This window comes from Salinifilum ghardaiensis, from assembly GCF_054491345.1.
In genome coordinates, this window is the sequence record NZ_CM137101.1 from 2,727,358 (window position 1) to 2,741,901 (window position 14,544).

Below are 14,544 nucleotides of genomic sequence, written 5' to 3' on the forward strand. Positions count from 1 at the left end.
GCAGCGCGTACCTGGGCATGCCGGCCTTCCCCGAGGCGGCGCGCCGCGAGCTGGACAACGCCCAGCTGCGGCACAACCTCGGCGAGGCCACCTCCACGATCCGCCGCAAGCGCGACGAGGTCGTCGGCGAACTCGACGACTGGGAGCAGCTGCGGCAGTCCGGCGCCGCCATCAAGGCGCACACCCTGTCGCACCTGGACGACTACCTGCAGCGCTTCGAGTCGGCGGTGACCGCGGCCGGCGGCACGGTCCACTGGGCGCGCGACGCCGCGGAGGCCAACCGCATCATCACCGGCCTGGTCGAGGCCACCGGCCAGCGCGAAGCGGTCAAGGTCAAGTCCATGGCCACGCAGGAGATCGAGCTCAACGAGGCGCTCGCGCAGGCCGGCATCGACGCGTGGGAGACGGACCTCGCCGAGCTGATCGTCCAGCTCGGCGACGACGCGCCGAGCCACATCCTCGTGCCCGCCATCCACCGCAACCGCGCGGAGATCCGGGAGATCTTCCTGCGCGAGATGGGCGAGGTCGGCGCCCCCGCGCCCGCGGACCTCACCGACGATCCGGAGCAGCTCGCCGCGGCCGCGCGGGACCACCTGCGGGAGAAGTTCCTCCGGGCCGAGGTCGCCATCTCCGGTGCGAACTTCGCCGTCGCCGACAGCGGTTCGCTCGTCGTCGTCGAGTCCGAGGGCAACGGCCGCATGTGCCTGACGATGCCGGAGACGCTCATCAGCGTCGTCGGCATCGAGAAGCTCGTGCCCACCTGGCAGGACCTGGAGGTGTTCCTGCAGCTGCTGCCGCGGTCCAGCACGGGCGAGCGGATGAACCCCTACACCTCCACGTGGACCGGCGTCACCGACGGCGACGGGCCGTCCGAGTTCCACGTGGTGCTGCTGGACAACGGCCGCACGAACGCGCTCGCCGACGAGCTCGGCCGCGAAGCGCTGCGCTGCATCCGCTGCTCGGCCTGCCTGAACGTCTGCCCGGTGTACGAGCGCACCGGCGGGCACGCCTACGACTCGGTCTACCCGGGACCGATCGGCGCGGTGCTCACCCCGCAGCTGCGGGGCACGAGCACGGAGCAGGACAAGGCCCTGCCGTACGCCTCCTCGCTGTGCGGGGCCTGCTACGACGTGTGCCCGGTGGCCATCAACATCCCCGACATGCTGGTGCACCTGCGCACCCGCGTGGTCGAGCAGGAGCACACCGCGCGGGACGCCCCGCTGGACGCGGCGATGCACGCCGCGAGCTGGGTGCTCGGCGACCACCGGCGGCTGGCAGCGGCGCAGCGGCTGGCCTCGCTGAGCCGGCACGTGCTGGGCCGGTCCGGCACGATCGGGCGCCTGCCCGGGCCTCTCGCCCGCTGGACCGACGCGCGCGACGCCCCGGCCCCGCCCGCGGAGTCCTTCCGCGCCTGGTGGCAACGGACCCGAGGAGGCGAGCAGACGTGACCGACCCCGCCACGACCAACTCCGCCACGAACGGGCACGGCAGCGCCCGCGAGGAGGTGCTCGGCCGCGTCCGCTCCGCGCTGCGCGGCACCGCGCGGGTCGACGCCGGGGAGATCCCCCGCGACTACCGCCAGGCGCGCCCGGCCGAGGACCTCGTGGCCCTGTTCCACGAGCACGTGGCCGAGTACAGGGCGGTGGTGCGGCAGGTGGGTCCCGCCGACCTGCCCGGTGCGATCAGCGGGATCCTCGCCGAGTCCGGAGCGCGCCGCGCGCTCGTGCCGGACGGGGCTCCCGCGGCGTGGCGCAGCGCCGCAGCCGAGCAGCTGGGGACCGAGCCGGACGGGGGCGGTGCGCTCGGCGCGACCGAGCTGACCGCCGTGGACGCGGTGGTGACCACCGCCGCGGTCGGCATCGCCAGCACCGGCACGATCGTGCTCGACCACGGACCCGGCCAGGGGCGCCGCGCGGCCACGCTCGTGCCCGACCTGCACGTGTGCGTGCTGCGGCACGAGCAGATCGTCGACGACGTGCCCGCGGCGATGCGGCGGCTCGACCCGAGCGGGCCGCTGACGTTCATCAGCGGTCCGTCCGCGACCAGCGACATCGAGCTGAACCGGGTCGAGGGGGTGCACGGCCCCCGCACCCTGCACGTGCTCATCGCGCCGGAGTTCGCCTGAGGGAGTCCGCGGACACCGCACCGTTACCCGATCCAGTGAGGTGTGGAACGGGGCGGGGACCCGCCGAGTCCCAGGAGCGCCATCCCGACCCGGCGAAAGGAACCAGCGTTGGACACGACCGCTGTCCGATTGCTCGGCGGCCCCGCGGACGGACGTGAGGTGAGCGTGGCCACCGACTCCGCGGGCAAGCCCGTCCCGCGCATCACCCTGCCCGCACCGGCGCGCGACTCCCGCGCGTTCGCACCGCACCTGGCCTACGAGCGGCGCACCTGCCGACCGGACGGGACCTGGGAGTTCCACTACGTCGGCACCGAGACCTGAGGGGCCCGCTCCTCGACCACCTGCGTTCCCGTTGACTTCGAGCGCACTCCACGTTCGAGGATGTTCGTCGACGGCAGCGGCGCACCGCGCCGCAGATGAGGTGAGGAGCACCGGATGTCCACGAGCTGGGAGGCGATGCGGTCGTTCGCCAACGACCGATCGGTGACGCGGCAGCGGCTGTCGAGCGGGCTGGTGCGGCGCATCGCCGGCTACGCGCGCCCGTACGTGCGCGAGATCGCACCGTTCCTCGTCCTGGTGGTGCTCTCCGCGATCGTGGGCGTGGTCAACCCGCTGCTGTTCAAGGCGATCATCGACAACGGGATCGTGCCCGGCGACCTCGCCGTGGTGATCTGGCTGGCGGTCGCCGTCGCGCTCGTGGCGCTGCTCGAAGCGGCCCTGCAGCTGGGGCAGCGCTGGTTCTCCGCGCGGCTCGGCGAAGGCCTGATCTACGACCTGCGCGCCGAGGTGTTCGGCCACGTGCAGCGGATGCCGATCGCGTTCTTCCTGCGGGCGCAGACGGGCGCGCTGGTCAGCCGGCTCAACAACGACGTGATCGGCGCGCAGCGGGCGTTGACCAGCACGCTGTCGGCCGTGGTGTCCAACGTGGTCACCGTGGTGCTCGTGCTGGCCACGATGTTCACGCTGTCGTGGCAGATCACGCTGCTCGCGCTGTTGCTGCTGCCGCTGTTCCTGCCCCCGGTGCGGTGGGTCGGACGCCGGCTGCAGCGCGTCACCCGCGAGCAGATGCAGGTCGATGCCGAGATGAGCTCGCTGATGACCGAGCGGTTCACCATCGGCGGTGCGATGCTGACGAAGCTCTACGGCGATCACGAGCAGGAGTCGGCCCGCTTCGCGGAACGGGCCGCCCGGGTCCGCGACCTCGGCGTGGTCTCGGCGATGTACTCGCGGGTGCTGTTCATCGTGCTCACGCTGCTGACCGCGCTGGCCACCGCCGTGGCCTACGGACTCGGCGGGGGGCTCGTGCTGGCGGGGGCGTTCCAGCTGGGCACGCTGGTGGCCTTGGCGACGCTGCTGACCCGGCTGTACGGACCGCTGACCGCGCTGTCCAACGTGCACGTCGACGTGATGACCGCGCTGGTCAGCTTCGACCGGGTCTTCGAGGTGCTCGACCTGGAACCGATGATCGCCGACCGGCCCGACGCCGCTCCCCTGCCGGAGGGCGCGGCCGATCTGCGGTTCGACCGGGTGTCCTTCCGCTACCCCGCCTCGCACGAGGTCTCACTGGCCTCGCTGGAATCGGTGGCCCGCCCGGACGACTCCCCGGAGCACCCGGTGCTGCACGAGATCAGCTTCCACGCCCGCCCCGGTGAGACCATCGCGCTGGTGGGCCACTCCGGTGCGGGCAAGACCACGGTGACGCACCTGGCCGGCCGGCTGTACGACGTGACCTCGGGGGTGGTGCGCATCGGCGGTGCGGACGTCCGCGAGGTACCGCTGTCCTCGCTGTACGCCACGATCGGCGTGGTCACCCAGGAGGCGCACCTGTTCCACGACACGATCCGGGCGAACCTGCTGCTGGCACGTCCCGCTGCCACCGACGCCGAGCTGCACGAGGTGCTGCGCACCGCGCGGTTGGCCGAGCTCGTGGCCGCCCTGCCGGACGGACTGGACACGGTCGTCGGTGACCGCGGCTACCGCCTCTCCGGCGGGGAGAAGCAACGGCTGGCCATCGCGCGGCTGCTGCTGAAGGCCCCGCCGATCGTCGTGCTCGACGAGGCGACAGCGCACCTGGACGCCGCCTCCGAAGCCGCGGTGCAGCAGGCGCTGCGCACCGCCCTGAGCGGGCGCACCGCGCTGGTCATCGCCCACCGGCTGGCCACCATCCGCGAGGCGGACCGGATCCTCGTGCTCGACGAGGGCCGCATCGCCGAGCACGGCACGCACACCGAACTGCTCGCCCGCGGCGGCCGCTACGCCGAGCTGTACCGCACGCAGTTCGCCGCTGCCGAGGCCGAGCGGCCGGCCGGGTGAGTCCCCGCCGCTACCGCTTGGCCCAGGAGAGGACGTCCTCGGCGGTGCGCGCGTTGACGACGCGTTCGACGGGGATCCCGGACCGCTCGGCGCGGGCGCACCCGTAGGCCTGCCAGTCGAGCTGCCCCGGGGCGTGCGCGTCGGAGTCGACGGTGAACTCGCAGTCCAGGTCGCGGGCCAGGTGCAGCAGTTCGTCCGGCGGGTCCACGCGGTCGGGGCGCGAGTTGATCTCCACGGCCACCCCGTGGTCGCGGCAGGCGGTGAACACGGTGTGCGCGTCGAAGGTGGACGGTTCCCGCGGGCTCGACCCCACGCGGCGACCCGTGCAGTGCCCCAGCACGTTCACCACCGGGTTCGCCACCGCCGCGCACATCCGCTCGGTCATCTCGCGGCACGGCATCCGCAGCTGCGCGTGCACGCTGGCCACCACCACGTCGAGCTCGGCGAGCAGGTCGGCGTCCTGGTCCAGCCCGCCGTCGGGGTGGATGTTCACCTCGATTCCGGTGAGCACGCGGAACGGGACGAGGCGCTCGTTGAGCTCGGCCACCGCGCGCAGCTGCTCGCGCAGCCGCTCCGCGGACAGGCCGCGGGCCACGGCCAAGCTCGGCGAGTGGTCGGTCAGCACCAGCCACTCCAGGCCGAGCCCGCGGGCCTGCCGGGCCATCTCCTCCAGCGGGCTGCCGCCGTCCGACCAGTCGGAGTGCGCGTGGCAGTCCCCGCGCAGCGCCTGCCGCAGCTCCCGCCCCTCGGCGGGAACGTCCACCTCGGACCGCAACCGCTGCAGGTACTCGGGGACCTCGCCGCGCACCGCCTGCTCGAGCACCTGGGCCGTGGTCGTGCCGATCCCGTCCACGCGGGTCAACGTCCCCTGCCGGGCGCGGTCGGCCACGTCGCCGCGCTCGGCCGCGATCGCGGCGGCGCGCCGGAACGCGCGCACGCGGAACGAGGGGGCCTGTGCCCGTTCGAGCCAGAACGCGATCTCGCGCAGCGCCTGTTCCGGTTCCACGGTTCCTTGGTAGTCGATGCCGGCGAGGTCCGCACGTCCGGTTCGTGCCCGCGCACCGACCGCCACCAGCACCGATCGCGAGTCCGGCGTCCGTCCCCGAGCCCGGTCCTCGTCGGGTGCTCCCGCCTCCCGCTGCGCGGTCCGCTCTGCGCGCCCGGGGAGGAGGCGGCACAGTGCTGCGACGAGGGCCGCGTTGCGGGGAGGCACGATGACCGAGGGCAAGATCGTAGTCGGTGTGGACGGTTCCGCGGAGTCGAAGGCGGCGCTGTCCTGGGCCATCGACCAGGCGTGCTTGACCCGCTCGCGGTTGGTCGCGCTGACCGCCTGGGACAGCCCGCCGATCTACGGCTGGGAGGCGGCACCGACGCGGCAGAACCTGAACACCGACGCGGCGCGCGGGCTGGCCGAGGTGATCGAGGAGGTCACCGGAGGGCGCCAGCCGGTGGAGATCGAACGCGAAGTGGTCAACGGGCACCCGGCGAAAGCGCTGCTGTCCGAGGCCGCGGAAGGGGAACTGCTCGTGCTGGGCAACCGCGGACGCGGGGCGTTCACAGCGGCGCTGCTCGGCTCGGTGACGCAGTACTGCACGCACCACGCCCGCTGCCCGGTGGTCGTCGTGCGGGCTCCCCGCAACGCGGAATGACCGGCCGGAGCGCTCAGTCGTCCTTGCGCCCGACTCCGCACCAGGCGAGGCGGCGCGCCTCGGTGGGATCGTCCAGGGCGGTGTCCGGGCGCCAGTCGGGGATGAACGTCACCCCGGGGTCGAGAACGGTGAAACCGTCGAACCACGGGAGGATCTCGGCGCGGTCGCGCACGAACAGCGGGTTGCTCGTGTCCTGGTAGGCCGCGGCGAACCGGTCGACGGCGCGGGCCTGCTCGTCGGGGGCCTCGTCGTTGGCGATGTGGGTGAGGGCCAACCACGAACCGGGCGGCAGGCGGACCGAGTAGCGGTCGATGATGCCGGCGGGGTCGTCGGCCGGGGAGACGAAGTGCAGCACGGCGACCATGAGCACGCAGATCGGCTGCTCGAAGTCGAGCGCGCGCAGCGTGCGCGGGTCGCTGAGCACCGCCTCGGCATCGCGCAGGTCCCGGTCGACCACGGCGACCTCGTCGCGGGGGTACCCGTGCTCGTCGAGCAGCAGGGTGCTGTAGTTGAAGGCGACGGACTCGTGGTCGTCGTAGACGACCCGGGCGTGCGGAACCTGCGCCCGCGCGATCTCGTGCACGTTGCCGACCGTGGGCACGCCGGAGCCGAGGTCGAGGAACTGGGTGATCCCGGCGCGTAACGCGTGCTGCACGACGCGGCGGACGAAGTCCCGGTTGAACCGGGCGACCGGGACCACGTTCGGCCACAGCTCCATGAGCTCGTGCGCCTTGCTGCGGTCGGCCTCGAAGTTGTGCGCCCCGCCGAGGTAGTAGTCGTACAGCCGCGCGGCGTTCGGCGTGTTCTCGTCGCCGATCAGCGGCTCTCTCCCGGTGGGCTGCATCGCGTCCTCCATCCGGCACGAGATGACGCACGGGCGGTCTGCTCGATCACGGTAACGATCTTGAGCGCTGCCCGGCCAGCCCCGCCGGCCACGGAAGCGCGCACTGCGCTCCGATCACCTCCTCCTGGCTGTTCGGGGGGTGCCGCTCGGAGGATTGATTTCGTTCAACACTGAAACAATCGATGCAATTGACATACCGGTTCCGAGCGCCCGGAACTCCGCCGAACCCCGAGCGGGGCCGGAAGCAGTCAGGGCTTCACGCCCACCCCGCACCAGGTCTCGCTCCACTCCGAGGCGTCGTCGACCACCCGCATCCGGTCGGGCTGCCACCGCGGCGTCCACACCACCCCCGGGGCGGTGACGTCGTAGCCGGCGAAGAGATCGCGCACCTGGTCCAGACTGCGCGGGGTGATGCGCACGGTCGTCGCCTCGAACACGGCCCGCGCCACCGCCGAGGCCCCCCGCTGGTGATCGGCCGTGGTGTGCGCGAGCACCAGCATGCTCCCCGACGGCAGCGCATCCCGGTAGGCGGCCACGACCTCCCCGGCGCGCGGCAGGTAGTGCAGCACGGCCACGAGCAGCACGGCCACCGGCCGCGACAGGTCGAGCAGGCCGCGCACGCGCGGATCCTGCAGGACGGTCCGCACCTGCCCCAGATCCGCGTACAGCACGTCGACGGATTCCAGCCCCACGAGCAGGTTCCGCGCGTGCGCCACCGCGACCGGATCGCTGTCCACGTAGACCACGCGCGCCCGCGGCGAGGCGTGCTGCGCGATCTGGTGGGTGCTGCCCACCGTCGGCAGCCCCGACCCCAGGTCGAGGAACTGGTCGACACCGCACCGCAAGCAGTGCTGCACCGCGCGGTTGAGGAACGAGCGATTGGCGATGGCGACCTCGGCCACCGAGGGGGCTGCCGCGAGCACGTGCTCGGCCGCCACGCGGTCCACCGCGAAATGATGACCCCCACCCAGGAAGTAGTCGTACATCCGCCCCGCGTTCGGCCGATCGAGATCGATCCCGGCGACGTCCGGTCGATCCGGCAACCCCCGCGTCGATTCGCTCGTCATGCCGAGAGGATTCTCCGCCCCGCGCGCACCCGGCAACTCGCTCGCGCGCACCGCTCCCCTGGACCGATGCAGGACCGAGCGCTCCCCTCCCGTCTACAGTGGATCACCTGCCGGACCGCGCCCCGCCTCCGCTCCGGCACCACCGGCCACGGTCGCCACACGCGTCGCGCGCACCGCGGCCGCGCGCCGGTCGCGTGGCACGCTGCGGGGCAGCGGTGCATCGCAGCGACGACCGGAGCGCGGAGGAGGCCATGGATCTCGACATGGTCGTGGAAATCCCCGAAGGATCGCGGAACAAGTACGAAATGGACCACACCCTCGGGCGCATCCGCCTGGACAGGACCCTGTTCACGGCGACGCGGTACCCGGCCGACTACGGCTACTTCCCGGGGACCGTGGCCGAGGACGGGGATCCGCTCGACGCGATGGTCCTGCTCGACAGCCCGACCTTCCCGGGGTGCGCGGTCCGCGTGCGCCCGATCGCGGTGTTCTGGATGCACGACGAGGGCGGCCCCGACGCCAAGGTCCTCTGCGTCCCGGCGGACGATCCGCGCATGGAGCCGGTGCGGAACCTGCAGGACGTCCCGCAGTACCAGCTGGGCGCGATGAGCCACTTCTTCCACGTGTACAAGGCGATCGAACCCCGCAAGAGCGGCGAGGCCCGCGGCTGGGAGGGACGCGTGGCCGCCGAAGCGGTCATCGTGGACGCGCAGCACCGCGCGGAGCGGGGCGAGCGCATCGCCGGGGTGCCGGCACCCCGGTTCGGCGTCGGTGCCGACTGAGCGCGCCCGCTGCGGGGCCGGGTTCGCCCCGCTCCGGGATGCGATGGATCATGCAGTGGTGACCGATACCGCCCGCTGGACCTACCTGATGGACCTCAACGGCGTGCTCATGCGCGACGAGCAGCGCGTCGCGCCCGGGGCGCGCGAGTTCCTCGACGCGCTGCAGCAGCACGGGATGCCGTACCTGGTGTTCACCAACGACTCGGCCTACACCCCGCGCGACCTGCGCGCCCGCTTGCTGACCTGCGGTTTGGACATCCCCGAGCACGCCATCTGGACCTCGGCGCTGGCCACGGCCTCCTTCGTCGCCCGGCAGCGGCCCGGCGGATCGGCCTACGTCGTCGGCGAACCGGGGCTGACCTCGGCGCTGACCGAGGCCGGCTACGTGCTCACCGAGCACGACCCGGACTACGTCATCCTCGGCGAGACCCGCACGTACAGCTTCAGCTCGATCACCAAGGCCATCCGGCTCATCGAGAGCGGGGCGCGGTTCCTCGCCACGAACCCGGACGAGCTGGGGCGCGGCCGGGAGGGCTCGCTGCCCGCGACGGGCGCGGTCGCCGCGCTCATCGAACGCGTGACCGAGCAGCCGCCGTACTACGTCGGCAAGCCCAACCCGCTCATGCTGCGCTTCGCCCTGCGCACGCTCGGTGTCAGCGCTGACAGCACCCTGCTGCTCGGCGACCGCATGGACACCGACATCCGCTCGGGCATGGAGGCGGGCATGCGCACGATCCTCGTGCTCTCCGGCCTCTCCGGCCAGGACACCGCGCGCCAGTACCCCTTCCAGCCGGACAGGACGATCACCTCGGTGGCCGACATCGTCGACCACGTGCACGATCCGTTCGGCGGTTGACGGGGGCGGGGCACCCCGTCCCGGGGCGACTGCCGCCGGGACGGCCGGGAACCCCGGGACGACCGGGGCGCTCCGGAGCTGCCGGGTCACTCCGCGGTGAGCGTCGCGATGAGCTCACCGCTGCGCTGCTCCGGCAGCGAACGCGCGAGGTCGGCCAGCGCCAGCATCCCGACGAGGCGGTCGCCGTCGATCACCGGCAGCCGGCGCACCCGGTGCTGCCGCATCGTCTCCAGCGCCTCCTCGGCCGAGTCGTCCGCGCCGATGGTCACCGCCTCCTCCTGGTTGAGGTCACCGGCGGGGAAACTGCTCGCATCGCGGCCCTGACCGACGACCTTGACGATCACGTCCCGATCGGTGATCACGCCCTTCACCCTGTCGTCGGGTCCGCAGATCGGCATCGACCCCACCCCGAGATCGGCCATCATCCGGGCCGCTTCGCGCACCGGTTGGTCACTGCGCACGCAGTGCGTCCCCGGAGTCATCAACTCGCGAGCCGTGGTCATCGCTCCTCCTCTCAGCTTTCGCCGCCTCCCGGCGGCACCGCCCGAGGGATGCCGCCGCACGCCCTGCCCCTACCCCGCCGGGCGGAGCGCCACACCCGCCCCCGTTCTCCCCGGCCCCGCGCGGGTGGGGCGCGGCCGATTGCCGCCGCGGTGTCCACCGTGGTCACCGCGGCGGGGCGAGCACCCGCGCACGGGTGCGGGTGCGACCGCTGTGGCGCGGATCTCCTCCGCGCCGGTCCCGCCGCGGAACTCCACGGCAACCGGGGCGCCCCCGCCGCCCGGGAACCGCTGCGCGGCCGCGGCGGTCTTGTCACACGCCGCCGAGCGGGTAGTCTCATGCGTGCTGGTGGTTCGTGCGGCCGCGCCGGGTTTCCCGGCGGAGGGCGGCACGAGGCAAGAGGGAACCCGGTGCGATTCCGGGACTGCCCCGCAGCGGTGTGCGGGAACGAACGCCGTCCCCGACCGACGGGTCGGGTGGGCACTGGGCCGAGCGCCTGGGAAGCCGACGGCGCGTAGGAACCTCGGACGAGCTCCGAGAACGCCCGCGAGTCCGAAGACCTGCCACCGGTGCGCGCGTCACCGCGACGTGCGCGTGTCCGAGGTCTCGAGGGAGGACCCTGCGGGCGATCGGCACCGGTGCGGCCCGCAGTTGCGCGCACCGCACGTGCCGGTGGTCAGGCACATCCCCCATCGGACTTCGGCGTCCCCGTGTCGTCGAACCGAGGAGAAGCGTTGACCAGCACCATCGGATCGACCGTCCTGGGCTACCCCCGGATCGGTCCGAACCGAGAACTCAAACGTGCCCTGGAGCGGTACTGGAACTCCCGCATCAGCGAGGCCGACCTGCGCAGCACCGCGCGGGACATCCGCGCCGGCACGTGGCGCACGTTGGCCGATGCCGGGCTGCGCTCCGTGCCGAGCAACACGTTCTCGTACTACGACCAGGTGCTCGATGCGGCGGTGACGTTCGGCGCGGTACCGCGCCGCTACACCGAGCTGGGCCTGGACCCGCTCGGCACGTACTTCGCCATGGCGCGCGGTGCGGAGTCCACGCCGCCGCTGGAGATGACCAAGTGGTTCGACACGAACTACCACTACCTGGTCCCGGAGATCGGTCCGGACACGCGGTTCGCGCTGTCCGACACGACCGTGGTGGACCAGTACCGCGAGGCGGTCGGCGAGGGCGTGAGCACCCGGCCGGTGCTCGTCGGGCCGGTGACGTTCCTGCTGCTGTCGAAGCCGGCCGAGGACGCGCCGGAGGGCTTCGCTCCACTGGACACAGTGGATGACCTCGTCAGCGCCTACGCCGACCTGCTGGCCGAGCTGCACCGGGCCGGCGTGCCGTGGGTGCAGCTGGACGAGCCCGCCTTCGCCGCGGATCGCACCGCGGAGCAGCTGCAGGCCCTGCGCTCGGCCTACGCCCGCCTCGGCCAGCTGCAAGAGCGACCGAAACTGCTCGTGGCCGGGTACTTCGGCGATCTCGGCGAGGCGCTGCCGATCCTGGCCGACAGCCCGGTGGAGGGACTCGCGCTCGATCTCGTCTCCAGCCCCTCCACAGTGGAGGAGATTCCGAAACTGACCGGCTTGCGCGACAAGTCGGTGGTGGCGGGCCTGGTCGACGGGCGCAACATCTGGCGCACCGATCTCGACCGGGCGCTGGCGACCGCGGAGCGGCTGCGCGGATCCGCGGGCGAACTGGCGGTCGGGACCTCGTGCTCGCTGCTGCACGTGCCCTACGACGTCGAAGCCGAGACCGAGCTGGACCCCCAGGTGCGCTCGTGGCTGGCCTTCGCCGAGCAGAAGCTCGAGGAGGTCGTCACGCTGCACCGGGCGCTGCACGAGGGCCGCGACAGCGTCTCCGGGGAACTGGCAGCTGCGCGGGCCCGCGTGGACGACCGCGCGCACGCCGCCCGGGTGCACGACGAGCGCGTGCGCGCCCGGGTCGCCGCGCTGCGCCCCGGTGACGCCCGCCGGGAGGAGTACGCGCGGCGTCGGCAGGCCCAGCAGGAGGCGTTGCGGCTGCCGCCGCTGCCGACCACGACGATCGGTTCGTTCCCGCAGACCGGTGACGTGCGCAAGGCGCGGGCCGCGCTGACCGCGGGCACCATCGACCGGGAGAGCTACCGGCAGCGGATGCGCGACGAGATCACCGGCGTCATCCGGCTGCAGGAGCGGCTCGGGCTGGACGTCGTGGTGCACGGTGAGCCGGAGCGCAACGACATGGTCCAGTACTTCTCCGAGTACATGGAGGGCTTCGTCAGCACCCGCCACGGGTGGGTGCAGTCCTACGGGTCCCGCTGCGTGCGTCCACCGATCCTGTTCGGCGACGTCTCGCGGCCGGCTCCGATCACCGTCGAGTGGAGCACCTTCGCCCAGCAGCAGACGGACAAGCCCGTCAAGGGCATGCTCACCGGGCCGGTGACGATGCTGTCCTGGTCGTTCGTCCGCGACGACCAGCCGCTGGCGGACACGGCACGGCAGGTGGCGCTGGCGATCCGCGACGAGGTCGCCGATCTCGAAGCGGCCGGCATCGGCGTGGTGCAGGTCGACGAACCCGCCCTGCGCGAGCTGCTGCCGCTGCGGGCCGCCGACCAGCCCGCCTACCTGGACTGGGCGGTGCACGCCTTCCGGCTGGCCACGTCGGGCGTCGCCGCGGGCACCCAGATCCACACGCACCTGTGCTACTCGGAGTTCGGCGACGTCATCAACGCGATCGTCGACCTGGACGCCGACGTCACCAGCATCGAGGCGGCCCGGTCGCGGATGGAGGTGCTGACCGATCTCAACGCGGTCGGCTACGGCCGCGGCATCGGTCCCGGCGTGTACGACATCCACTCCCCGCGGGTGCCGGACACCGCGGAGATCGCCGCGCTCGCCGACGAGGCGCTGCGCGCCGTTCCCGCCGACCGCCTCTGGATCAACCCGGACTGCGGGCTGAAGACCCGCGGTTACGAGGAGGTCGAGGCCGCGCTGCGGAACATGGCCGACGCGGCGGCGAAGGTCCGCTCGACCCTGCCGCGGTGACGGCTCCTATCGGCCCTGCCGCGGTGACGGCTCCGGTCGACCCCGCGGTGGCGGTCCTGTCGCGGTGACCGCGCGTCGCGGGCGGGCGCCTCCCCCACCGCTCGCCGTCCGCCCGCGGCCGACCGCAGCCGTGCTGCCCGCCGCACGCGAACGCGGCGCCGTCCCGGTCCTGCCGGGGCGGCGCCGCGCGTGTTCGGACGGGCGTGTTCGGACGGGTCAGCCCTGCTGGGCCGCACCGGCACCGCTGACCGGCAGCACCGGCTGCGCGATGGAGATGTTGTGGCGGTCGAGGTCGGTCTTGAGCTGGGCGCGGAGCCGGCGGCCGAGTTCCCACTGCTGGCCCGGCTGGGTCTTGACGAGCACGCGGACGGTCACCGCTCCGTTGCCGATGCCGACGACACCGCTGATGTCGGGGCGCTCCAGGACCTTCGGCTGCACTTCCGGGTCGGCGGCGAAGGTGTCGATGCTGCCCTGGATGACCTGCTTGGCGAAGTCGGTGTCGACGGAGTAGTCGAGCGGCAGCTCGACGACCGCGTTGGCCCAGTCCTGGTTCATGTTGCACACGCGCTGGATCTCGCCGTTGCGCACGTACCAGAGGCCGCCGTTGAGGTCGCGGATCTTGGTCACGCGCAGGCTGACGGCTTCGACGGTGCCGACGGCGTCGCCGGCGTCGATGACGTCGCCGACGCCGTACTGGTCCTCGACCATCATGAACATCCCGGCGAGGAAGTCCTGCACCAGGCTCTGCGCACCGAAACCGATCGCGAGGCCGAGCACGCCGGCGCTGGCGAGGATCGGTCCGATGCTGATGCCGAGCTGGCCGAGGATCGTCACGAACGCGATGCCGAAGATGAGGAACGAGGCGACGCTGCGCAGCACCGATGCCATCGTGGCGGCCCGCTGGCGCTGCCGCTCCGCGCGGGAGGACTCGCCCCCGTTCTGCACCACCGGACCGTTCTTCAGCTTCGCCTTCGCCGCGGACAGGCGCTCCTGCGAACTGATCATCCGCTTGGTGGCCTGGTCGATCACGCGGCCGGCGACCGCGCGCAGCACGAGCGCGAGCACCACGATGATGACGATGTTGATCAGTCCGCTGACCAGCGCGCCGGCGTTGTCGCTGAACCAGTTCGTGACCGCGTCGGCTTGCGCCGCGGCGCGCTCATCCGGTTGGGCACTCGGCGTGAACAATGTGTGCTCCCGTGTCGATGACAGACATTGGATCCGTGATCACCCCCAGGTCGGCCGGGAAGCCTCGCCGCGCCCGTCCCGCGGTACCGATCCGGCGAAGTTCTGCACGGGTAGTGACCAGGCGGACGACGTCGGTGTCCGCTGGAAGGGGGGCAACTCACCGCTCGGGTATTGTGTCAGAGTGCAGACCTCT

Annotated in this window: 13 protein-coding genes and 1 riboswitch; of the genes, 8 read left to right on the forward strand and 5 right to left on the reverse strand. The window is 72.4% G+C overall.

Annotated elements, in window-relative coordinates:
- Positions 1–17: 17 nt before the first annotated feature.
- The 4 genes from ACVGV0_RS12510 to ACVGV0_RS12525 all read left to right on the forward strand — a co-directional run bounded on the left by ACVGV0_RS12510 (position 18) and on the right by ACVGV0_RS12525 (position 4,438).
- Positions 18–1,448 (forward strand): LutB/LldF family L-lactate oxidation iron-sulfur protein, encoded by a 1,431-nt coding sequence (locus ACVGV0_RS12510; protein WP_459160002.1) that lies wholly within the window; start codon positions 18–20, stop codon positions 1,446–1,448.
- Positions 1,445–2,125, forward strand: a complete 681-nt coding sequence (locus ACVGV0_RS12515) for a LutC/YkgG family protein (RefSeq protein ID WP_459155841.1) — start codon at positions 1,445–1,447, stop codon at positions 2,123–2,125. The genes ACVGV0_RS12510 and ACVGV0_RS12515 overlap by 4 nt, the downstream gene beginning before the upstream one ends.
- A 108-nt stretch (positions 2,126–2,233) precedes the next feature.
- Entirely contained in the window at positions 2,234–2,446 is a 213-nt protein-coding gene (locus tag ACVGV0_RS12520; RefSeq protein ID WP_459155842.1) for a hypothetical protein, read from the forward strand.
- A 114-nt stretch (positions 2,447–2,560) separates the two neighbouring features.
- Positions 2,561–4,438 carry an ABC transporter ATP-binding protein gene (locus ACVGV0_RS12525; RefSeq protein WP_459155843.1) on the forward strand — a complete coding sequence of 626 codons (1,878 nt, stop codon included), beginning with the start codon at positions 2,561–2,563 and terminating at the stop codon, positions 4,436–4,438.
- A 10-nt stretch (positions 4,439–4,448) separates the two neighbouring features.
- On the opposite strand, the gene ACVGV0_RS12530 is transcribed toward ACVGV0_RS12525, so the two are convergent.
- A complete protein-coding gene (locus tag ACVGV0_RS12530) occupies positions 4,449–5,444 on the reverse strand; it encodes a PHP domain-containing protein (RefSeq protein ID WP_459155844.1) in 996 nt (331 codons plus the stop codon).
- A gap of 208 nt (positions 5,445–5,652) precedes the next feature.
- Between ACVGV0_RS12530 and ACVGV0_RS12535 the strand changes: the two genes are divergently transcribed.
- Entirely contained in the window at positions 5,653–6,087 is a 435-nt protein-coding gene (locus ACVGV0_RS12535) for a universal stress protein (protein WP_459155845.1), read from the forward strand.
- Between the two features lie 13 nt (positions 6,088–6,100).
- Here ACVGV0_RS12535 and ACVGV0_RS12540 read toward each other — a convergent pair whose 3' ends face one another.
- Both ACVGV0_RS12540 and ACVGV0_RS12545 read right to left on the reverse strand, forming a co-directional pair.
- Positions 6,101–6,931, reverse strand: coding sequence for an SAM-dependent methyltransferase (locus ACVGV0_RS12540; RefSeq protein WP_459155846.1), 831 nt, complete (start codon positions 6,929–6,931; stop codon positions 6,101–6,103).
- Positions 6,932–7,179: 248 nt separating this feature from the next.
- Positions 7,180–7,998, reverse strand: coding sequence for an SAM-dependent methyltransferase (locus ACVGV0_RS12545; protein WP_459155847.1), 819 nt, complete (start codon positions 7,996–7,998; stop codon positions 7,180–7,182).
- A 251-nt stretch (positions 7,999–8,249) separates the two neighbouring features.
- Here ACVGV0_RS12545 and ACVGV0_RS12550 point away from each other — a divergent pair, with 251 nt between their 5' ends.
- Positions 8,250–8,780 carry an inorganic diphosphatase gene (locus ACVGV0_RS12550; RefSeq protein ID WP_459155848.1) on the forward strand — a complete coding sequence of 177 codons (531 nt, stop codon included), beginning with the start codon at positions 8,250–8,252 and terminating at the stop codon, positions 8,778–8,780.
- Between the two features lie 43 nt (positions 8,781–8,823).
- A complete protein-coding gene (locus tag ACVGV0_RS12555; protein ID WP_459155849.1) occupies positions 8,824–9,636 on the forward strand; it encodes an HAD-IIA family hydrolase in 813 nt (270 codons plus the stop codon).
- An 86-nt stretch (positions 9,637–9,722) separates the two neighbouring features.
- Here ACVGV0_RS12555 and ACVGV0_RS12560 read toward each other — a convergent pair whose 3' ends face one another.
- Positions 9,723–10,139, reverse strand: coding sequence for a CBS domain-containing protein (locus ACVGV0_RS12560; RefSeq protein ID WP_459155850.1), 417 nt, complete (start codon positions 10,137–10,139; stop codon positions 9,723–9,725).
- A gap of 330 nt (positions 10,140–10,469) precedes the next feature.
- A riboswitch (cobalamin riboswitch) is annotated at positions 10,470–10,719 on the forward strand.
- Positions 10,720–10,871: 152 nt separating this feature from the next.
- Between ACVGV0_RS12560 and metE the strand changes: the two genes are divergently transcribed.
- Entirely contained in the window at positions 10,872–13,163 is a 2,292-nt protein-coding gene (gene metE / locus ACVGV0_RS12565; RefSeq protein ID WP_459155851.1) for a 5-methyltetrahydropteroyltriglutamate--homocysteine S-methyltransferase, read from the forward strand.
- Positions 13,164–13,379: 216 nt separating this feature from the next.
- Here metE and ACVGV0_RS12570 read toward each other — a convergent pair whose 3' ends face one another.
- Positions 13,380–14,351, reverse strand: coding sequence for a mechanosensitive ion channel family protein (locus tag ACVGV0_RS12570; RefSeq protein ID WP_459155852.1), 972 nt, complete (start codon positions 14,349–14,351; stop codon positions 13,380–13,382).
- Between the last annotated feature and the right edge of the window lie 193 nt (positions 14,352–14,544).